Source organism: Streptomyces sp. NPDC050418 (genome assembly GCF_044458745.1).
Taxonomy (GTDB): domain Bacteria; phylum Actinomycetota; class Actinomycetes; order Streptomycetales; family Streptomycetaceae; genus Streptomyces.
The window spans coordinates 493,840-513,146 of the sequence record NZ_JBITIG010000001.1; the positions used below are offsets into that span (position 1 = coordinate 493,840).

General features: G+C 72.7%; 18 protein-coding genes. 11 read left to right on the top strand and 7 right to left on the bottom strand.

What is annotated here, in order from left to right; all coding sequences use genetic code 11:
• The first annotated feature begins 7 nt into the window (after positions 1–7).
• The 3 genes from ACIBI4_RS02300 to ACIBI4_RS02310 all read left to right on the top strand — a co-directional run bounded on the left by ACIBI4_RS02300 (position 8) and on the right by ACIBI4_RS02310 (position 3,797).
• The gene (locus ACIBI4_RS02300) at positions 8–844 is read left to right on the top strand and encodes a helix-turn-helix domain-containing protein (protein WP_399201628.1); all 837 of its coding nucleotides are present in this window, start codon (positions 8–10) and stop codon (positions 842–844) included.
• Between the two features lie 106 nt (positions 845–950).
• The gene (locus tag ACIBI4_RS02305) at positions 951–1,292 is read left to right on the top strand and encodes a tetratricopeptide repeat protein (protein ID WP_399201629.1); all 342 of its coding nucleotides are present in this window, start codon (positions 951–953) and stop codon (positions 1,290–1,292) included.
• A gap of 150 nt (positions 1,293–1,442) precedes the next feature.
• Complete coding sequence (locus ACIBI4_RS02310; protein ID WP_399201630.1) at positions 1,443–3,797, top strand: lysylphosphatidylglycerol synthase domain-containing protein; 2,355 nt, start codon at positions 1,443–1,445, stop codon at positions 3,795–3,797.
• A gap of 24 nt (positions 3,798–3,821) precedes the next feature.
• On the opposite strand, the gene ACIBI4_RS02315 is transcribed toward ACIBI4_RS02310, so the two are convergent.
• Entirely contained in the window at positions 3,822–5,258 is a 1,437-nt protein-coding gene (locus ACIBI4_RS02315; RefSeq protein WP_399201631.1) for a dihydrolipoyl dehydrogenase family protein, read from the bottom strand.
• A 151-nt stretch (positions 5,259–5,409) separates the two neighbouring features.
• On the opposite strand from ACIBI4_RS02315, the gene ACIBI4_RS02320 reads away from it, so the two are divergent.
• A complete protein-coding gene (locus tag ACIBI4_RS02320) occupies positions 5,410–5,802 on the top strand; it encodes a thioredoxin family protein (RefSeq protein WP_399201632.1) in 393 nt (130 codons plus the stop codon).
• Between the two features lie 89 nt (positions 5,803–5,891).
• Here the strand turns inward: ACIBI4_RS02320 and ACIBI4_RS02325 are convergent, their stop codons facing one another.
• Positions 5,892–7,328, bottom strand: a complete 1,437-nt coding sequence (locus ACIBI4_RS02325; RefSeq protein WP_399201633.1) for a benzaldehyde dehydrogenase — start codon at positions 7,326–7,328, stop codon at positions 5,892–5,894.
• Positions 7,329–7,403: 75 nt separating this feature from the next.
• The gene (locus ACIBI4_RS02330; RefSeq protein WP_399201634.1) at positions 7,404–8,579 is read right to left on the bottom strand and encodes a 4-hydroxybenzoate 3-monooxygenase; all 1,176 of its coding nucleotides are present in this window, start codon (positions 8,577–8,579) and stop codon (positions 7,404–7,406) included.
• Between the two features lie 245 nt (positions 8,580–8,824).
• Between ACIBI4_RS02330 and ACIBI4_RS02335 the strand changes: the two genes are divergently transcribed.
• On the top strand, positions 8,825–9,823 hold the full coding sequence (locus ACIBI4_RS02335; RefSeq protein ID WP_399201635.1) for a LacI family DNA-binding transcriptional regulator: 999 nt from the start codon (positions 8,825–8,827) through the stop codon (positions 9,821–9,823).
• 35 nt (positions 9,824–9,858) lie between these two features.
• Here the strand turns inward: ACIBI4_RS02335 and ACIBI4_RS02340 are convergent, their stop codons facing one another.
• Positions 9,859–10,908: a LacI family DNA-binding transcriptional regulator gene (locus ACIBI4_RS02340; RefSeq protein ID WP_399201636.1), complete on the bottom strand. Its 1,050-nt coding sequence runs from the start codon at positions 10,906–10,908 to the stop codon at positions 9,859–9,861.
• A gap of 190 nt (positions 10,909–11,098) precedes the next feature.
• Here ACIBI4_RS02340 and ACIBI4_RS02345 point away from each other — a divergent pair, with 190 nt between their 5' ends.
• The 4 genes from ACIBI4_RS02345 (at position 11,099) to ACIBI4_RS02360 (ending at position 14,956) form a co-directional block, all read left to right on the top strand.
• The gene (locus ACIBI4_RS02345; protein ID WP_399201637.1) at positions 11,099–12,511 is read left to right on the top strand and encodes an amidase; all 1,413 of its coding nucleotides are present in this window, start codon (positions 11,099–11,101) and stop codon (positions 12,509–12,511) included.
• 75 nt (positions 12,512–12,586) lie between these two features.
• Positions 12,587–12,790, top strand: a complete 204-nt coding sequence (locus tag ACIBI4_RS02350; protein ID WP_399202005.1) for a hypothetical protein — start codon at positions 12,587–12,589, stop codon at positions 12,788–12,790.
• A 123-nt stretch (positions 12,791–12,913) separates the two neighbouring features.
• The gene (locus ACIBI4_RS02355; RefSeq protein ID WP_399201638.1) at positions 12,914–14,374 is read left to right on the top strand and encodes a flotillin family protein; all 1,461 of its coding nucleotides are present in this window, start codon (positions 12,914–12,916) and stop codon (positions 14,372–14,374) included.
• A gap of 126 nt (positions 14,375–14,500) precedes the next feature.
• Positions 14,501–14,956 (top strand): type II toxin-antitoxin system PemK/MazF family toxin, encoded by a 456-nt coding sequence (locus ACIBI4_RS02360; protein WP_399201639.1) that lies wholly within the window; start codon positions 14,501–14,503, stop codon positions 14,954–14,956.
• 40 nt (positions 14,957–14,996) lie between these two features.
• Here ACIBI4_RS02360 and ACIBI4_RS02365 read toward each other — a convergent pair whose 3' ends face one another.
• Both ACIBI4_RS02365 and ACIBI4_RS02370 read right to left on the bottom strand, forming a co-directional pair.
• Complete coding sequence (locus tag ACIBI4_RS02365; RefSeq protein WP_399201640.1) at positions 14,997–15,815, bottom strand: TIGR02452 family protein; 819 nt, start codon at positions 15,813–15,815, stop codon at positions 14,997–14,999.
• Positions 15,816–15,960: 145 nt separating this feature from the next.
• Positions 15,961–17,229, bottom strand: coding sequence for an extracellular solute-binding protein (locus ACIBI4_RS02370; protein ID WP_399201641.1), 1,269 nt, complete (start codon positions 17,227–17,229; stop codon positions 15,961–15,963).
• Positions 17,230–17,451: 222 nt separating this feature from the next.
• On the opposite strand from ACIBI4_RS02370, the gene ACIBI4_RS02375 reads away from it, so the two are divergent.
• Positions 17,452–17,667 carry a dodecin gene (locus tag ACIBI4_RS02375; protein ID WP_399201642.1) on the top strand — a complete coding sequence of 72 codons (216 nt, stop codon included), beginning with the start codon at positions 17,452–17,454 and terminating at the stop codon, positions 17,665–17,667.
• 48 nt (positions 17,668–17,715) lie between these two features.
• Here ACIBI4_RS02375 and ACIBI4_RS02380 read toward each other — a convergent pair whose 3' ends face one another.
• Entirely contained in the window at positions 17,716–18,204 is a 489-nt protein-coding gene (locus tag ACIBI4_RS02380) for a hypothetical protein (RefSeq protein WP_399201643.1), read from the bottom strand.
• 51 nt (positions 18,205–18,255) lie between these two features.
• On the opposite strand from ACIBI4_RS02380, the gene ACIBI4_RS02385 reads away from it, so the two are divergent.
• On the top strand, positions 18,256–19,299 hold the full coding sequence (locus ACIBI4_RS02385; RefSeq protein ID WP_399201644.1) for an MsnO8 family LLM class oxidoreductase: 1,044 nt from the start codon (positions 18,256–18,258) through the stop codon (positions 19,297–19,299).
• Positions 19,300–19,307 lie beyond the last annotated feature (8 nt).

The following is a 19,307-nucleotide window of genomic DNA, read 5'->3' on the forward strand; positions in this document are numbered from 1 at the left end:
GCGGAGCATGCTCTCTGCCGAACTCGTCGCAGGCCGAGCCGACTTCGAGGTCCGTGCGGTCGCGTGCCGCAGCGACCACAGCCGCTGGTCGGCGCCCGAGGTCTGCGACGCCTACCGCGTGGTGCTGGTGCGGCGTGGCCGCTTCCGGCGCCGTTCCCGCGGCTCTGCCGTCGACCTGGACACGAGCCTCGCCTACTTCGCGACGCCGGGCGACGAGGAGCACTTCGCCCATCCCTCCGGCGGCGACCACTGCACGTCGATCGAGGTCAGTCCGGCCCTGTGGCGCTCCCTCGCCGGCGAGGGGACGGCGGGTGCGGGCACCACCTATGTCGATCCCGCCCTCGACCTGTCCCACCGGCGCCTGCTCATGGCCGCCCGCTCCGGGGACGTCGACTACGCCGCCACGGAGGAGCTGCTGGCCCTGCTCGCCACCGCGGTCACCCGTACGGTCTCCGGGCCGACCCCTTCCGAAGGAGCCGGACCCACTGCCCGCGACCGCGCCCTCGTCGCTGCCGCCCGCGAAGCGATCGCCGACGAGCACCCCTCCTCCGCGACCCTCTTCGCCCTCGCCGACCTCCTCGGCGCCTCCCCGTACCGACTGAGCCGCGCCTTCCCGCGCGAGCTCGGTGTCTCGGTGACCCACTACCGCCATCGCGTCCGCATCGGCCGCGCCCTGGACCGCATCGAGGCCGGCGAGACGAGCCTCGGCGTCCTCGCCGCCGACCTCGGCTACGCCGACCAGGCTCACCTCACCCGTACCTTCCGCCGCCACCTCGGCCACACCCCGACGGCCCTGCGCCGCCTCCTGGCACGCGACTGCCCCTCAGGTGATCGGCCCCACTAGAGCCGCATCTGGAACCACACCCGGAACCGCCCTAACCGCACCCCCCGCGAAACCAGTGGAATATTCAACGACAACCCTCGGTTATCCCGCCCGAAGGAGGTCACCCGTGACGAACACGTACTACACACAGGGCAGCGCCACGGAGCGCTGGGAGCGGGCCGGGTTGTTCTTCCAGGCCAAGGAGTACGACTCCGCGGCACGGGTGCTCGACTCCTTGGTCCAGGAGGTCCCGGAGCAGGTGGCGCCGCGGCTGCTGCTCGCCCGCGCCTACTACCACTCGGCCCAGCTCTCCCGCGCCGAGCGCGAGTTGCGGACGGTCATCGACCTCGACCCGGTCGAGCACTACGCGCGGCTGATGCTGGGCCGCACCCTCGAACGGCAGGGCCGTGACGAGGAGGCGGCGGGCCATCTGCGGCTCGCCGAGGCACTCGGGGCGAGTCTGACCTGAGCCGGACGGTCGGACAGCCGATGGTCGGGCGGCGGCGGCAGGTGCTGCCGTCGCCCGACCGGGCTAGGACCACAGGTCCGCCCGCGATGCCCCGTGCCACGATCGACAGGTCGGAGATCCTCGGGAGTTCATGGCGGACGGCTGGCACTGGTGACGCTGAGCGGTGACGCGAAGGGCGGCGGGAGCGCATCCGCACGCCGGGGTCCTGCGCGGCGGCCCGTCGACAAGGTCCGTCTGATCCTCTCCGTCGCCGGGATCTTCGTGGTGCTCGGCGTCGCGCTGCTGCAGCGGGCCGTCCCCGACCTGCTGCTCGGCCCGATCGTCTTCGCCGCCGGTGTGGTGATGGCCGCCGTCCCCGCGTTCGTCGCCGTCGAGCGGCTGATCCGGGGCGAGGCACGGCTCGTCACCAACGGGGTGCTCGCCGCGCTCGTCGCGTATCTCGCGGCCGTCGGCATCAATCTGTACGTGCTCGGGCCCGGCCCCGCCGTCGTCCGGCGGGCGCTCGCGCAGACCCATGGGAGCGGCGGCGACACCTCGCCGCTGCATCTGTACATCGCCACGGTCGTCGCGTTCGTCACCGTCGTCGGCTTCGCCGACCGGTATCTGCTGCGCAACGCCACCTGGGGCGGCCTCCTGGTGACGGCCCTCGCGGCGCTCGTCGGCAACACCGCGACCCTGCCCGGCATCCTGCTCACGTTCCTGCTCGGCCGCCTCGTCGCGTTCGCGGTGCGCTGGCTGCGCGGGACGACCGATCCGTCGCCGACGGACGCGGAGGTCGCCGCAGCGCTCGCGGAGACCGACCTGCCGCCGGTCAGCAGCCGCAGGATCGCCAACGCGCGCGACGGAACGCGGCGGTACGAGGCGGTCACCGGCGCCGGCGAACGGTTCACGGTCACCGTCCTCGACCGCGACCGGATCACCGCGGGCCTCGCCTACCGCCTCTACCAGCGGCTGCGGCTGCGCGGGCCCGCGCAGAGCCAGGGCCTCGTCTCGCTGCAGCATCTGGTCGAGCAGCGCACCCTGCTCGCGCTCGCGGTGCAGCACAGCGGCATCCGTACACCGCGGCTCGCCGCCGTACGGAAACTCAACGCGGACGCGGTGCTGCTCGCGTACGACGACGTGCCGGGCCGCACCCTGGACCGGCTCGCGCCCGAGGAACTCACCGACGAGCTCCTGGCCGCGGTCTGGCGGGTCGCCGACGCGCTGCACCATCACCAGATCAGCCACCGACGGATGTCCGCGGACGCGTTCATCGCCGGGGACGACGGCACGGTGTGGCTGACCCGTCTGGAGGCGGGCGGGGTCGCGACGGCCGCGCTGCAGCACCGGCTCGACGACGCCGAACTCCTCGTCACACTCGGCCTGTTGACCAGCCCCGAACGGGCCGTGCGCACAGCGCGGACCGTACTCGGCGACGCCACGCTCGGCGCCGTGCTGCCGCTGCTGCGGCCCGCCGGGTTCAGTCTGGCGACCCGCTCGCGGATGCGGCGCAACAAGGGCGTGCTCGAGGAGGTCGGCAAGGAGATCCTGGCGTTCCAGCCGGAGGCGCCGCCCGCGAAGGCCGTGGTGTACGAGCGGCTGCGGCCGCGCACGATCCTCTCGGCGCTCGGCGGCAGTGTGGCCGTCTACTTCCTCATCGGCCAGTTCGCGAAGCAGCCGATCGGTGAGGTGTTCCGCGGGATCTCCTGGCCGTGGGCGCTGCTCGCGCTGGCCGGGGCAGCGGTGACGTATCTGGCGGCGGCCATGAACCTCGCCGGGTTCGTCCCGCAACGGCTGCTGTACGTACGGCTGTTGCTGGCGCAGCTCGCGGCCTCGTTCGTGACGCTGGTGACCCCGGCGGCGGTCGGCGGGATCGCGGTCAACACGCGGTTCCTGCAGAAGGCGGGGGTGGCCTCCGGGCTCGCGGTGACCTGCATGGCGGCCTCGCAGATCGCGATGTTCGGCGCGTTCGTGCTCCTGGTGATGCTCTTCGGTTCGCTGTCCGGTTCGTCGACGGGCTCGCAACTGCCGCCGTCCTCGGTGATCGTGACCGTGCTGCTCGCTCTGGCGCTGATCGCCGTGGTGGTGGCGACGGTGCCGCGGCTGCGGAAGTTCACCCTGGACCGTGTGAAGCCGTACTTCAGCGACGTCGGGCCGCGGATGCTCGAACTGGCCCGGGACCCGGTCCGGCTGTCGTTCGGCATCGGCGGGGCGTTCCTGCTGCCGCTCGCGGGCAGTCTGGCGCTGTGGGCGTCGGTGCTCGCCTTCGAGGACGAGAAGCAGGTGCAGTTCGCGACGGTCGCCGTGGTCTTCCTGATCGGCAAGACCGCCGGATCGCTGGTGCCCACACCGGGCGGTCTGGGCGCGGTGGAGGCGGTGCTCTCCGGCGGTCTGGCCGCGGCGACGGGGATCAGCGGCTCGACGGCGTTCTCGGCGGTGATCCTGTTCCGGCTGGTGACGTTCTGGCTGCCGATCGTGCCGGGGTGGATCGCGACGACCTGGCTGCAGAAGCGCGAAGCGCTCTGAGCTGCGGGGCCCGCCCCGCCCGCCTCACCCCCGATACGTCTCCAGAAGCCTCAGCCAGATCTCGCTGATCGTCGGATACGCGGGTACCGCGTGCCACAGCCGCTCGACCGGCACCTCGGCCGCGACCGCGATGGCCGCCGCCTGCACCAGCTCGCCCGCCCCGGGCCCGGCGAACGTCATGCCGATGACGGTCTCGCGGTCGAGGTCGACGAGCATCCGCGCCTGGCCCTTGTAGCCGTCCGCGTACAGGGAGGCTCCGGCCACCGAGCCCATCGCGTGGTCCACGGCCCGCACCCGGCGTCCGGCGCGCTCCGCCTCGGCGAGCGTGGGGCCGACGGAGGCGATCTCGGGGTCGGTGAAGACCACCTGGGTGACGGCGTCGTGGTCGGCGGTGGCCGCATGGGCGCCCCAGCGGTCGCTCTCGAGGAGCGGTACGCCCTGGGCGCGGGCCACGATCGCGGCGCCCGCGATCCGCGCCTGGTACTTGCCCTGGTGGGTGAGGAGCGCCCGTCCGTTGGAGTCGCCGACCGCATACAGCCAGTCGCTGCCCTCGACCCGGCAGGTCTCGTCCACGTCCAGGTACGTCCCCGGTGTGAGGCCCACGGACTCCAGGCCGATGTCGTCGGTCCGCGGGGTGCGGCCGGTCGCGATCAACAGCTCGTCGGCCTCGACCGTCGAGCCGTCGGTCAGGGTGACGGTCACGACACTGCCGGAGCGGGCGACGGAGGCCACGGACGTGCCGGTCCGCACGTCGGCGCCCGCCTCACGCAGTGCGTCCGCGACCAGCTCGCCGCAGAAAGGCTCCATGCGCGGCAGCAGGCCCTCTCCTCGCACGAGCAGGGTGACCTGGCAGCCGAAGGCCTGCCAGGCCGTGGCCATCTCCGTGGCGACGACACCGCCGCCGATCACGACGAGCCGCCCGGGCACGGCCTTGGCGCTGGTCGCCTCGCGGCTGGTCCAGGCGCGGGCACCCTTGAGGCCCGGCAGGTCGGGCAGCGCGGCGCGGGTGCCGGTACAGACGACGACGGCGTGCCGCGCGGCGAGGATGTGCCGCTCGCCCTCGGGGTTGCGGACCGTGACGCGGCGCGGCCCGTCGAGTCGCCCGTGGCCGCGGTGGACCCGGGCGCCGATCGAGTCGAGCCAGTCCAGCTGGCCGTCGTCCTTCCAGTTGCCGGTGAAGTAGTCGCGGTGGGCGAACACGGCCGCCGTGTCCAGGGGGCCCTTGACCGCGCCGCTCAGACCGGGCACCTTGCGTGCGTCGGAACGGGCGAGCACGGGCCGCAGGAGCGCCTTGCTCGGCATGCACGCCCAGTACGAGCACTCGCCGCCGATCAGTTCGCTCTCCACCACCGCGCAGCTCAGGCCGGCGGCGCGTACCCGGTCGGCGACGTTCTCACCGACAGGTCCCGCGCCGAGGACCACCACGTCGTATTCGGTCGTCTCCACATGTGCCTGTCCCATGAACGCCAGTCTGGTGGCAGGTGTAGCCGGGGGCCACAGGGGCAGTCGACCGGGCATGGGATCTTCCGGGAAATCCGTCCCGGAATACCCGGGAGTCTCCCGCCGTTGTGCGGGGCAGCCAGCAGCCGTCGGCGAAATGGTAGGAAACACCGTGAGCACCCTGGAACTCACCAAGGAAAACTTCGACGAGATCGTCTCCGAGAACGACTTCGTCCTCATCGACTTCTGGGCGGCCTGGTGTGGCCCGTGCCGGCAGTTCGGACCGGTCTACGAAGGCGCTTCGGAGCGCCACGGCGACCTGGTCTTCGCGAAGGTCGACACCGAGGCGCAGCCGGAGCTCGCTGCCGCGTTCGGGATCCAGTCGATCCCCACGCTCGCGATCATCCGCGACAAGGTCGCGATCTTCGCGCAGCCCGGCGCGCTGCCGGAGTCCGCGCTGGAGGACGTGATCGGGCAGGCCCGCAACCTCGACATGGACGAGGTGCGCAAGCAGGTCGCGCAGGAGCAGGCGAAGAAGGCCGAGCAGGAGGGGCAGCCGGAGTGACCTTCCGGGCTTCTTGAGGATGTACGCGCCAGGGGGCGCCGTTCACGGAACGGCGCCCCCTTCGCATGCCCGGTGGAACGGGAGCCGGGCTAGAACGGATACCCCGCGACATCCCCGCGGACCGTCGTCCAGCGCACGTCCGTGAACGCCTCGATGTTGGCCGCGCCGCCGAACCGCGCGCCCGTACCGGAGGCCGCGACGCCGCCGAACGGGGCGACGGCCTCGTCGTTCACCGTCTGGTCGTTGATGTGCACGATGCCGGTCGGGATGCGGTCCGCGAGCGCGAGGCCGCGGGTCGCGTCGCGCGTGACGATGCCGAGCGAGAGCCCGTAGTCGCTGTCCGCGGCGAGCGCCACCGCCTCGTCGACGGTCGTGAAGGAACGGACCGGGGCGACAGGCCCGAACACCTCCTCGGCGTACGCGGGGGTGTGCTCGTCGACGTCGACGAGGACCGTCGGCCGGTAGAACAGCTCCTCGTGGGTGCCGCCCGCCGCGAGCCGTGCGCCGCGGCCGGTGCTCGCGGTCACCAGGCCGTGCACCTTGGCGAGCTGACCCGAGTCGATCAGCGGGCCGAGGTGGACCTGCGCGCGGTGCGGGTCGCCGACGGCGAGCGAGTCGGCCTTGGCGGCGAGCCGCTCCACGTACTCGTCGTGGATCGAGGCGTGCACCAGGTGACGGCCTGTCGTCATGCAGATCTGGCCCTGGTGGAAGAACGAGCCCCAGGCGGCCGTGGAGATCACGGCGTCCAGGTCGGCGTCGTCGAGGACGATCAGGGCGGAGTTGCCGCCGAGTTCGAGGTGGGCGCGCTTGAGGTGGCGGCCCGCGGCCTCGCCGACGGCGCGGCCCGCCGCGGTGGAGCCGGTGAACGAGATGACGGGGACCAGCGGGTCGGCGACCAGGGCGCGGCCCGTGTCGGGCCCTCCGGGCAGGACGTGCAGCAGGTGCTCGGGCAGTCCGGCCTCGGCGAAGACGGCCGAGAGGAAGAGTCCGCCGCAGACCGCCGTGCGCGGGTCGGGCTTGAGGACGACGGCGTTGCCGAGTGCGAGGGCCGGGGCGACGGAGCGGATCGACAGGATCAGCGGGGCGTTGAACGGGGCGATGACACCGGTCACGCCGACGGGCACGCGGCGCGTGTACGACAGGCGCGGGGCCTCGCTGGGCAGCACCTCGCCGGTGGGGCGCGAGGCGAGCGCGGCGGCCTCGTAGCACTCCTGGGCGGCGACGTGCAGTTCGAAGTCGGCCTTGCCCGGTATGGAGCCGGACTCGCGCACCAGCCAGTCGCGCAGCTCGTCGGCATGCTCCGTGAACAGGTCACCGGCCTTGCGCAGCACGGCGGCCCGCAGGAAGTGCGGGGTCGCGGCCCAGGCGGCCTGGGCCGCGTGGGCGGCCGCCGTGGCGGTGCCCACGTCCTCGGCCGAGGCGAGTGTGACCCGGGCGAGCTCCTCGCCGGTGGCGGGCTCGGTCACGGTGTGCTCACCGCCGCCGAGCGGCCGGGACTGCCAGGTCTTGGGGTCGAGCAGGGGCATGCCGATGGCTCCGTTCTGTCGACGAGCGTCGACGTATGGGCGACGCGAGAGGCGGGACGGACCGGATGCGGGCCGTCAGCCTCCCAGAGGAAGTCCCGTGTAGAGCGCGGCCAGTTCGGCGGCCGCGTGCGGGGAGTCCGCGATGCGGCGCAGCCGGGCATGCTGCAGCCGCTGCTCGAAGGCACCCCCACCTGGTTGAGCGTGCAACATCGTAGTCATGTCGAACGAGAATCGGGTGGCCTGCCACACACGTTCGAGACACAACTGTGAGTAGGAGTCGAGGAGTTGCTCGCTCCCGGTGCGCTCCCGCTCCGCGAACGCGCGGGCGAGCAGGCGCACGTCGGACACGGCGAGGTTGAGGCCCTTGGCCCCGGTGGGCGGCACGATGTGGGCCGCGTCCCCGGCGAGCAGCAGCCTTCCGTGGCGCATGGGCTCGGACACGTAACTGCGCATCGGTGTCACGGACTTGGCGGTGATCGGGCCGCGTTCGAGCCGCCAGCCGTCGTCGGTGGCGAAGCGTTCGTCGAGGGTGCGCCAGATCCGGTCGTCGGGCCACGCGGAGGGCTCGGTGCCGTTGGGGACCTGGAGGTAGAGCCGTGAGACGGACGGGGAACGCATGCTGTGCAGCGCGAAGCCGTCGGCGCCCCGAGCGTAGATCAACTCCTCGCAGGAGGGCGGCACATCGGCCAGGATCCCGAGCCAGGAGTACGGGAAGTCGTAGGTGTACGTGCGGCGCAGCGCGGCCGGGATCGCGGCGCGGGCGATGCCGTGGAAGCCGTCGCAGCCGATCACCCAGTCGCAGTCGAGGGTGCGTTCGCGGCCCTCGTGCCGGAAGCGGATCCGGGGCGCGTCGCTCTCCGGCTTCTCGATCGCGTACGCCTCGGCCTCGAACAACAGCGGTGGGCCTTCGGCGAGTTGGAGCGCCACGAGGTCCTTCACGATCTCGGTCTGGGCGTAGATCGTCACGGTGCGCCCGGCCAGGGCCGGGAAGTCGAGGTGATGGCGGCCGCGCTCGAAGCGAAGCTCGATGCCGTGGTGCACCAGTCCCTCGGCGTCGAGGCGGGCGCCGGCGCCGCAGGCGCGCAGCGCGTCGGCGGTGCCCTGTTCCAGCATCCCGGCGCGCTGGCGCCGCTCCACGTACGTCCTGGTCCGTGCCTCGAGGACGACGCAGTCGATGCCCTCGCGGTGCAGCATGCGGGCCAGGAGCAGTCCGGCCGGGCCGCCGCCGATGATCCCGACACGGGTCCGCATCACGCGGGCCTCCCCCGGTGCGCACGCGTGCGTAAGCCGTGTCCCGTCACGCAGCCTCCCCTGCCGCCGATGGTGGATCGAGTCTCGGACGCGGGCGGGCACCTGTCAACGAGCCGTGACGGTCGTGTGATCACGAGGAGGCGGGCCCTGTGAACGCGCGGTGCGGGCCCGGACCTCCCCCGGCCCGCGCGGCGCCCACCTGCTACTTTGCGCTGCACGGCAACGCGGGGACGACGGGGGCAGAGATGACGACGAGCCGGCGGCGCAGGACGACCATCGGAGACGTGGCGCGCGCCTCGGGCGCCTCGATCTCCACGGTCTCGCGGGTGCTCAACGGGGTGGCGACGGTGGACCCGACGCTCGCCGAGCGGGTGCGCCGTACGATCGCGGAGCTCGGCTACCGCCCCAACGCGGCGGCGCAGGGGCTGGCCCGCGGCCGTTCCGGCACGATCGGGGTCCTGGTGCCCGACCTCGCCAACCCGTACTTCCACGACATGCTCAAGGCCCTGTCCGTCCTGGCGCGCACCAACGGGCAGCGGGTCCTGGTGATGGACTCGGTCGAGGACCCGTACGAGGAACGGGAGTTGGCCGAGGATCTGGTCCGGCACTCGGACGGTGTGCTGCTGTGCTCGCCGCGGATGCCGCACTCGGACCTTGACGCGCTGGCCCGCCGCGGCCATCCGATGGTCGTGGCGAACCGGGTCGTGCCCGGGCTCGGTCTGCACACGATCACCGTGGACTTCTACGGCGGGATGCTCGCCGTCTGCGCCCATCTCGCCGGGCTCGGCCACCGCGAGGTGGTCTATCTCTCGGGGCCCGAGTCCTCGTGGGCGAACACCGAGCGGCTGCGGGCGCTGGAGGCCGCCGAGGAGTTCGGGCTCTCCTTCTCGACGATCCCCTGCGGCTCGACCGCCGAGTCCGGCTACGAGACGGCGCCGACGGTGCTCGGGCTCGGGGCGAGCGCGGTGGTCTCGTACAACGACTTCGTGGCGCTCGGGGCGCTCGCCCGGTTCACCGACCTCGGGGTGCGGGTGCCCGAGGAGATCTCGGTGACCGGTTTCGACGACATCGCGATGGCGCGGTACGCCTCCCCCGGGCTCACCACGGTGGCCGTGCCGCGCGATCTGCTCGGCCGGCTCTCCGGCGAGGCGCTGGCGCGGCAGATGCAGGGAAGCGGCGAGCCGGAGACGGAGGCGGTCGCGGTGGAGCTTCAGGTCCGGGGCTCGACGGCTCCTCCTGCCTGAGCGGCCTCACGCTGCCCGAGCGGGCTCCCCGGGGCTCAGCTCGACTCGCGGTGGACGACCGACGCCGCGAGGAGATCGTGCACTTCGGGCTCCGCGCCCGGCGCCCTGACCACCCGGTCGACGAGCTCCGCGAGCAGCTGTCCGGACGGCAGGTCCAGGTGGACGGTGCTCAGACGGGGCCGGGTCAGCCTGCCGAGGAGGAGATCGTCGGCGCCGATCACCGCCGTCTCCCCGGGCACCCCGATGCCCGCGTCCTGCAAGGCGCGCATCAGGAGCATCGCGTACTCGTCGTTGTACGCGAACACCGCGTCGAGCCCCAATTCCCGCCAGCGCCCGGCCAGTTCGGCAGCGGACTCCTCGGTGTACGCGAGCGGCACCGCGAGCACCTCGGCCCCGGCGGGCGTGGCCGCCTCGCGCACGCCGGCGAGGCGCGGCTCGGAGAAACCCTGCAGTCCGCTCTCCTCGGGCACCACCACGCCGATCCGGCGGCGGCCGCGCGCGACGAGATGGGCTCCGGCGCAGTGGCCGACCTCGCGATGGTCCATGAGCAGCGCGTGCGCGCCCTCGACCCGCTCGGGCCCCAGGGTGACCACGGCCTTCGCCCCTGCCCGCTTCAGGACCTCGACCTGCCCGGGCGCGAGCGCCCCCGGCACGAACACGGCCACGGGGCGCAGCTCCGCCCACGCGCGGGCGGCCTCGTCGGCGCCCATGCCGACGCTGCCGTACTGCACGACGGTGTAGTCGAGCCGGCGCAGCGCCCAGTTGAGCTCGTCCAGGAAGTGGCTGAACAGCGGCCCGACGGGGACGTGCGACGCGGGCATCAGGACCATCCGCGAGTGCCCGGCGCGCAGGCTGCGCGCGGCGGCGTGCGGCACATAGCCGAGCTCCTCGGCGGCGGCGCGGACGCGGTGGCGGGTGGGTTCGCTGATGCGGACCGAGGTGGTGTTGTTGAGGACGTACGAGACCGTCGCACGCGACACACCCGCGAGCCGGGCCACATCGGCGCTGGTCGGCACCGGCCGGGGCCCTGGGTTCTCCGTGCTTTCGCCGGGCGGCTGTCCCGCCTGCTTCGGAATGTGCACCATGACGAGCCGCATCCTTCCAGACGGTCCCGGGCCGCCCGCGGACGGGTCCTGACCGTACGCCGCCCGGATCCGAACTCCCGCGCCGACGTGCGGAATCCGGCCTCCCGGTGCCCCACGCGGCCTTCCCCGCCGCCTTACCGGCCGGTAACGTTCGGCCGACCCCACAGAGCCGCGATCCCCGAGGTGTCCCATGACGCAGCCGCGCAGCGCAGGACTGGCCGAGACCGCACGGGCGCTGGCGGCCGGGGAGGTCAGCTCGCTCGGACTTGTCGAGGAGAGCCTCGCCCGGATCGCGGCCTCCCGGTCCTCGCTCAACGCGTTCCGCCGGATACGGGCCGAGGCCGCGCGCGCCGAGGCCCGCGCGGCCGACGAGCGGCTGGCGGCGGGCGAGCGGCTGCCGCTGCTCGGGGTGCCGGTCGCGGTCAAGGACGACATGGACGTGGCCGGGGAGCCGACCGCGTTCGGCTGCCCCGGGGACTTCCCGCTGAAGACGCAGGACGCGGAGGCGGTGCGGCGGCTGCGGGCGGCCGGGGCGGTGATCGTCGGCAAGACCAACACCTGCGAGCTGGGGCAGTGGCCGTTCACGGAAGGCCCCGCGTTCGGGAACACCCGCAACCCCTGGCACACCGGACACACCCCGGGCGGCTCCTCCGGCGGCTCGGCGGCCGCGGTCGCCGCGGGCCTGGTCCCGGCCGCACTCGGCTCGGACGGTGCCGGGTCGGTGCGGATACCGGCCGCCTGGTCGCACCTCGTCGGCATCAAGCCCCAGCGCGGCCGGATCTCCTCGTGGCCGGACCCGGAGGCGTTCCAGGGCATCACGGTCAACGGCACGCTGGCCCGTACCGTCGCGGACGCCGCGCTGCTGCTGGACTGCGCGAGCGGCAGCCACGACGGCGATCTGCACAAGCCGCCCGCGATCCGCGCGGTCGAGGCGGCCGGGCGCGAGCCGGGGCGGCTGCGGATCGCGCTGTCGTTCAAGATGCCGTTCACGGCCACGCCCAAGCGGCTGCATCCGGAGGTCCGCAAGGCCGTCACCGCACTCGCCGCGCGCCTCGTGGCGCTCGGCCATCACGTCGAGGCCGCCGACCCCTCGTACGGACGGATCGGTCTGACCTTCGTGCCGCGCGGCACCGCGGGGATCGCCGAGTGGGAGGCGCGCGTGCCCGACCCGACGCTGCTCGATCCGCGCACCCGCGAGGCGGCGCGGCTCGGGCGGCTGCTGGGCGGGGCGCCGCTGCGGGCCGCGCGGAAGGCGGAGGCGCGGCTGCACCGCAGGGTGGGGGCGTTGTTCGACACGTACGACGTGCTCCTCGCGCCGACCACCGCCACTCCCCCGCCGCGGATCGGCACGATCGCGCGGATGGGCGGGGTCCGCACCGACCAGGCGATGATCGCGGCCTGCCCGTACGCGTGGACGTGGAACGTGCTCGGCTGGCCCGGTGTGAACGTGCCGGCGGGCGTGAGCGCCGACGGGCTGCCGCTGGGCGCGCAGCTGCTGGGCCCGGCGGACAGCGAGCCGCGGCTGATCTCGCTGGCGGCGCAGCTGGAGCGGGAGCTCAAGTGGTACGAGAAGTGGCCGGACTGGGCGCCCGTGTTGGCGTGACCTCGCGGAGTTCACCAACTGGGCTGCCCGCAGGGCTGGTTGAGCCCGTACATTGATGAAGTGACCGAGGAGTCGATGGTGGGCCTGGTGGGGCGGGTGACCGGCACGGTCGGGCCCGGGCTCGTCGGCGAGGTGATGGTGCGGATCCGGGGCGGCTCGGAGCACTTCCTGGCGTATCCGGCCGCCGCGAAGGAGCGGCTGGATCCGGGCACGGTCGTGATGGTGGTGGAGTACCACGCGCCGCGGACCGTCTATGTCGAGGCGGCCTACGGAACCTGACGTACCGGGGCGGCAGTTCATCAGGATCGCAACAAGAAATCCTCGGCGTCTTCACCCCTTCCCGGGCGGGCAGGACACTTCCCGCACAGTGCCGAACGGCGCTGGGGACAAGGGGGGTTGCCGATGAGTATCGGCATCATTCTGGGGATCGCGGCGGGCGCACTGCTCGTCGCCGTGGTCCTGTTCAGGTCGATGTGGCGGGTGGCCGAGCCCAACGAGGCGCTCATCATCTCCGGTTCGAAGCACCGGACCGAAGGTCTCGGCGAAGGCATGGGGTTCCGGATCGTGACCGGGCGCGGCACGCTCGTCCTGCCCGGAGTGCAGGCGGTGCGCCGGCTGTCGCTGGACCTCAACGAGACCGAGCTGTCCGTGGAGTGCGTGACCCATCAGGGCATTCCGCTGAAGGTGCGCGGCGTGGTGATCTTCAAGGTGGGCGACGACTACGTGTCGGTCGCCAACGCGGCCCGCCGTTTCCTCGATCAGCAGCGGCTGATGGCCGAGCGGGTGCACAACGTGTTCGCGGGTCATCTGCGGTCCATCGTGGGCGGGTTGACGGTCGAGGACATGATCCGCGACCGGGACAAGCTGACGGGCCAGACCCGTGCGGCCTGCGGCACGGAGATGGAGAAGCTGGGACTCATCGTGGACTCGCTGCAGATCCATGAGATCGAGGACCCGACGGGGTACATCCAGAACCTCGCGATGCCGCACGCGGCCGCCGTGCAGCGCGACGCGCGGATCGCGCAGGCGGAGGCGAACCGGCGGGCGACCGAGGCCGAGCAGCAGGCGCAGGCGCGGATGGCCGAGGCGACCCGGGACAGCGAGATCCTCCAGGCCGGTTACAAGGCCGAGCGCGACCGGGCGAGCGCCAAGACGGCGCAGGCCGGGCCGCTCGCGGAGGCCGCCGCCCGGCAGGAGGTCGTGGTCGAGGAGACCAGGGTCGCCGAACTGGAGGCGCACCGCAAGGAGCAGCAGCTCCAGGCGGATGTCCGCAAGCCCGCGGACGCCGCGGCCTACGAGACCCGTACGCTCGCCGAGGCGGAGCGCGACGCCCGGGTCTCGGCGGCGCAGGCGAAGGCCAAGGAGACCGAACTGGCCAGCGCCGCCGACGCGTCGGCGACCCGGGTCACCGGTCAGGCGGACGCCGCGGCCGCGGAGGCGCGCGGGCTCGCTGCGGCCTCGGCGGTCCGTGCCAAGGGTCTCGCGGAGGCCGATGCGATCAAGGCGCGCTCGGCGGCGCTCGCGGAGAACCAGGAGGCCGTGATCGCCCAGCAGCTCGCCGAGAAGTGGCCGGAGATCGTCCGCGCGGGCGCGGGCGCCTTCGATTCCGTGGACAACATGGTGGTGCTCAACGGGGCGGACGGCATGAGCGATCTGCTCGCGAAGGCCCTGACGATGGGCGGCACCGGGCTCGGTCTGGCCCGGCAGCTGATGACCACGATGAACGGAACCGTGAACGGGGACACGGACGGGACCGTGAACGGCCGGGTCGACGGGGCCGTTTCCGCACAGGCGCCGTCCGGCAAGGAGCGGGTGCCGCTCGACGAGCGGGACGACGTCCCGCGGGAGGCCGAGGCGAACTGACCCTGTGCACACGGCCGTCGGCCCGGTGACAAGCCGGGTCGGCGGCCCCCGCGCTGCGGGTTGCCCGGGACACCGCCTAACGTGATCCGCGAGAGCGGACAGTCGGCGTGAAGGGGTGGAGCGGGGATGACGGATCAGCGGGCGGGCGGGCCGGACCAGGTGCCGGGGCGCGGTGGACCGTACGCGACGGCGGAGGCCGCGCCGCACGAGGTGCGCCGTGTGCACATGGAGTACGCGCCCGCCCACGACGGCGATCCCGACCCCGGCGAGATCGTGTGGACGTGGGTGCCGTACGAGGAGAACGACGGGCGCGGCAAGGACCGTCCGGTCCTGATCGTGGCCCGCGAGGCCGGCGGGACGCTGCTCGGCATCCAGCTGTCCAGCAAGCGCCATGACCACGACCGCGAGTGGGTCGCGCTGGGCAGCGGCCCCTGGGACAACTCCGGCCGTGACTCCTGGGTGGACCTGGACCGGGTCCTGCGCATCCACGAGCAGGGCATGCGCCGCGAGGCATGCGCCCTGGACCGCGGCCGGTTCAACCTGGTCACGCTGCGGCTGCGCGAGCGGTACGGCTGGAGCTGACCGGGACCCCCGCGCGCACCCCGGCGCCCGCCCCGCACGCTCACGGCGTCGGGAACGCGTCCTCGAACGCCGCGCGGGTGGCCCCCTTGCGGTCGAGGACGCCGAAGACGACCTCGCGGAAGTGCCCGGCGAAACGGCCGTCCCCGGTGAGCAACGCACGGAAGGCACCGGCCACTTCGGCCGGGTCGTTCTGGAACACCCCGCAACCCCAGGCGCCCAGGACGAGCCGGCGGTAACCGTGGGCGGCCGCCGTCTCCAGGACCCGTTCCGCGCGCGACGCGAGGACGGCCGGGATGCGGTGCGCCTCATCGGGCCGCGTCCGCAGGATCACGCCCGCGTTCGGCGCGGGCGAGGTGAGGAAGCCCACCGTGTACGGGGCGTCGAGCAGCCGCCCGCTGTCGTCGCGGACGACCGGGACGGCCGGCGCGTGGATGACACGGTCCGTGTAGAAGGCGTCCCGGTGCTCGCGGTGGTACGCGTAGAACTCCGGCACCTCGCGCAGACACGTGTACAGCGCGGAGGCACGGCACAGCGCCTCCTCCTGGGCCTGGGCACCGTTGAGATAGCCGCCGCCCGCGTTGCGCGCGGAGGCGAAGTTCAGGACCGCCACCGGGTCGGCGCTCTTCTCGGCGAGGCGTCGCGCGGCGGCGGTGCTGCTCTCCGGGGTCACCTCGAAGGCCGTGGTGTACGTGGCGTCGACGGTGCAGTCGACGGGTTCCGGGCCGTGCAGCCGGGTGCCCGAACGGGCCGCCGCCACCTGCTCGCCGATACGGACGAGGCGTCCGCCGGTCAGGGTGTACTCCCCCGCCTCGACGATGGCTTCGGTCGCGGTGGCGAGCTGACGCAGACGTGCGCTCATGGTGCGGTTCCCCCGGGATGGTACGGCGCGGTTCACGCTCCGCATCCTGCTGGCGGCGGGGCGCCCGGGGCAACGCATTTCCCGGGGCCCCGGCCCAACGGCCCGGCCCTGGCCGGGAGACCGCTCCTGCCAGGGCCCTCGTCCGCTACTCGTGGCGCACGTCCAGCGCCTCGGTGATCTGCTGCGACGCCAGACGGGCCGCCTGCTTCGCGTCGCCCCCGCTGAGCACCTCGGTCATGTACTGCTTGATGGGGTTGTCGGCCTCGACGGCCGCCCAGCGCGGCGAGGTGGGCGTGGCCCGGCCGCGGGCCGCGCCCTCGGTCATCGCGGCGGCGCCCGGGTTGGCGTCGACCGCCGATGCCAGGGTGGTCTTGTTGGGCACGTAGTCCATGGTGGTGGCGAGTTCCTTCTGCCAGCGCGCGCCGGCCAGCGCCTTGATCACGTCCTTCGCGGCCCACTCCTGGTCCGTGTTCTCGGGGATCACGAGATCGGAGCCGCCCGTGAACACGGCACCGGCGCGACCGGCCTTCTTGCCCGGTATGGGGAAGTAGCCGATCTTCCCGGCGAGTTTCGGGTTCGCCTCCTCGATCAGCTTGGCGGAACCCGGCACGGTGACGATCTGCGCGACCTTCCCCTTGGCGAAGACATCGGTCTGCGGGGGCGTCTGCTCGTCCGCGTCCTTGGGGCCCTGGCCCAGGGCCTGGAGCCGCCCGTAGAAGTCCATCCCGGCCAGCGCCTGCGGAGTGTCCAGGCTGCCGCTCCAGATGCCGTCCTTGTCGACGGCGAGTTCGCCGCCTTCCTCCCAGATGAATCCGGCGAGCGTGTACCAGTCCTGGCCCGCCAGATAGATGCCCTGCTGGGAGCCGGTGTTGAGCCGCTCGGTCAGGGCGAGCCACTCCTCCTGGTCGCGGGGCAGCTTGTCGATGCCCGCGGCCTTGAAGAGATCCTTGTTGTAGAGGACGACGCGGTTGGCCGCGTACCAGGGAATCCCGTACTGCGCGCCCTTCACCGAGCCGGGCTCGGCGAGACCGGGCAGCCAGTCCTCCATGCCGAGGTCGCGCATCGACTCCAGGGAGAGGTCGAGGAGGCCGCCCTGGTCGACGTACTGCGCGACCTGGGTGTTGCCGACCTCGATCACGTCCGGGGCGTCCGCGTCCTCGTCGGCCAGCGCCTCGGTGACCTTCTTGCCGACACCGGTCCACTCCTGGATCGTGATGTCCAGGTCGACGTCGCCGTTCTCGGCCTCGTACTCCTTCTCGAACTTCTCGAGGAAGCCCTTCGACGCACTGTTCTGCATCAGCCACACCGTGACCGTGTCCCGCTCGTCGGACCCGCCGATGGACAGACTTCCGCAGCCGGTGAGTGCGGCCAGCGTCAGGACGGACAGGGGCAGAGCGAGTGTGCGGTGCTTCACGCGGCTCACCTTCAGCGCAGGGACATGGAGGATCGCCCGACGTGGGGGGAAAGCGTTGTTGACGCTTCTACGGGTGTGCCCGGATTTTGGTCTGTACCAAAGAGCCGGTCAAGGGGCAGGGGTTCCGTATCTCACTTCGTGACACTGCTCGTCTCGCGCGGCACCCGCGTTTCAGGCACCGTGGAGTGGACCGAGTGACCAGCCGAAAGGAGTGCGACCGCCATGTCGGACCACACGTACCGGGTCACGGAGATCGTCGGAACCTCGACCGAAGGCGTCGACCAGGCCGTCCGCAACGGGATCGCCCGCGCCTCACAGACCCTGCGGGGCCTTGACTGGTTCGAGGTCACGCAGGTGCGCGGCCACATCGAGAACGGCGAGGTCGCCCACTACCAGGTGGGCATGAAGCTGGGCTTCCGTCTGGAGGAGGCGGACTAGACGACCTGCGCACCGGCCCTCCGGCCCTCCGGTCCTCAGATCCGGCCCTCAGGTCCGGCCGTCGGTCTCCTGCGCGTCCTTGAGGGCCTGGGACTCATCGGCCCAGCGGGCCCGTACGACCTTGAATCCGGCCTGTTCGGCGGCATCGCACACCAGCTCGTCGTCATCGACGAGCATCCGCACCTCACGGCCGCGGGCCAGCCTGCGCAGCACCTCGACCTTGGTGAGGCGGGCGGGCCTGCGGTCGCTGTCGCGCCGCATGTGCACCTTGCCCTCGGGCAGCCCGTGCCGCTCCAGCCATTCCAGCGTGTCGGCGCGGCAGCGCTCCGGGCGGCCCGTGAGGTACTGGACCTCGCACTCCTCGGCGCTCTTCAGGACCAGTTCGATCCCGCGCGCGAGCGGCGGGTCCTGCGGCGCCGCGGCGAAGAATCCGTTCCAGTCGCGCGGCTTGCCCTCCAGGTAGTGCTGGCGGTGCGAGGTGTCGGCGAGAGTGTTGTCCAGGTCGAACACGGCGACCGGGCGGCGAGCGGCGTCCATGCACCCACCCTAGCCAGGGAATCATCGGCGCCCGTGCGTGTTGTACGGAAGGTGACTTCCGCATCCGCCGACACCGCCGCCGCCGTCCTCGCCCGGACCCCGTTCTCCGTGCTCGACCGCTCCCGTACGCGCACGGACCAGGATCCCGCGCAGTCCCTGCGGGACACGGTGGCCTTCGCGCGTGAGGTGGAAGCGCTCGGCTACCGGCGCTTTTGGGTGTCCGAGCATCACTCCGTCCCCGGTGTCGCGGGCTCGGCCCCGACCGTGCTCGCGGCCGCGGTCGCCGCGGCGACCTCCACGATCCGGGTCGGCACCGGCGGCGTGATGCTGCCCAACCACCAACCCCTGGTCGTGGCCGAGCAGTTCGGGGTGCTCGACGCGCTGTTCCCGGGCCGGATCGACATGGGCCTGGGCCGCAGCGTCGGCTTCACCGGCGGGGTCCGCAAGGCACTCGGTCACGGCAAGGACGACGCGGAGGACTTCGCCGGCCAGCTGGAGCTGCTCCTCGGTTACCTCACGGGCACGCAGACGGCGCACCCACAGGTGCACGCGTATCCCGCCGAGGGCCGCCGTATCCCGCCGTTCGTGCTCGCGATGGGCGAGGGCGCGGACATCGCCGCGGCGGCCGGGCTGCCCCTGGTCATCGGCGATCTGCGGGGCCGCACGCGGATGGTGGACGCGATCGGCCGCTACCGGGACGGCTTCAAGCCGTCGGCCTGGGCGGACGAGCCGTACGTGGTGATCGCGGGCGAGATCGCCCTCGCGGACACCGCGGAGGCGGCCCGCCGCCTCCTGATCCCCGAGGCCTGGTCGATGGCGTACTCCCGCACCCATGGCGTCTTCCCGCCCCTGGAGCCGGCCGGGACCACCCTGGCCCGCACCCTCACCCCGAAGGAATCCGACCTCCTGGAATCGGGCCTCCGCGGCAAGCTCCACGGAACGGCCCCGGAGGTCGCGGCCGCACTGGCCGAGGTCATCACGGCGACGGAGGCGGACGAGGTCCTGGTGACGACGTCGACGTACGACAGGGCGGAGCTGCTCGACTCGTACGCCCGGCTGAGCGCGCTCTTCGCATCCAGCCCTTCCGGCGTGTGAGGAGATCC

Excerpts from the sequence above, each read along its gene's own strand:
- ACIBI4_RS02300 (WP_399201628.1), top strand. The coding sequence starts at position 8 with ATGCTCTCTGCCGAACTCGTCGCAGGCCGAGCCGACTTCGAGGTCCGT.
- ACIBI4_RS02315 (WP_399201631.1), bottom strand. The coding sequence starts at position 5,258 with ATGGGACAGGCACATGTGGAGACGACCGAATACGACGTGGTGGTCCTC.
- ACIBI4_RS02325 (WP_399201633.1), bottom strand. The coding sequence starts at position 7,328 with ATGCCCCTGCTCGACCCCAAGACCTGGCAGTCCCGGCCGCTCGGCGGC.
- ACIBI4_RS02330 (WP_399201634.1), bottom strand. The coding sequence starts at position 8,579 with ATGCGGACCCGTGTCGGGATCATCGGCGGCGGCCCGGCCGGACTGCTC.
- ACIBI4_RS02335 (WP_399201635.1), top strand. The coding sequence starts at position 8,825 with ATGACGACGAGCCGGCGGCGCAGGACGACCATCGGAGACGTGGCGCGC.
- ACIBI4_RS02340 (WP_399201636.1), bottom strand. The coding sequence starts at position 10,908 with ATGGTGCACATTCCGAAGCAGGCGGGACAGCCGCCCGGCGAAAGCACG.
- ACIBI4_RS02345 (WP_399201637.1), top strand. The coding sequence starts at position 11,099 with ATGACGCAGCCGCGCAGCGCAGGACTGGCCGAGACCGCACGGGCGCTG.
- ACIBI4_RS02350 (WP_399202005.1), top strand. The coding sequence starts at position 12,587 with ATGGTGGGCCTGGTGGGGCGGGTGACCGGCACGGTCGGGCCCGGGCTC.
- ACIBI4_RS02355 (WP_399201638.1), top strand. The coding sequence starts at position 12,914 with ATGAGTATCGGCATCATTCTGGGGATCGCGGCGGGCGCACTGCTCGTC.
- ACIBI4_RS02360 (WP_399201639.1), top strand. The coding sequence starts at position 14,501 with ATGACGGATCAGCGGGCGGGCGGGCCGGACCAGGTGCCGGGGCGCGGT.
- ACIBI4_RS02365 (WP_399201640.1), bottom strand. The coding sequence starts at position 15,815 with ATGAGCGCACGTCTGCGTCAGCTCGCCACCGCGACCGAAGCCATCGTC.
- ACIBI4_RS02375 (WP_399201642.1), top strand. The coding sequence starts at position 17,452 with ATGTCGGACCACACGTACCGGGTCACGGAGATCGTCGGAACCTCGACC.
- ACIBI4_RS02380 (WP_399201643.1), bottom strand. The coding sequence starts at position 18,204 with ATGGACGCCGCTCGCCGCCCGGTCGCCGTGTTCGACCTGGACAACACT.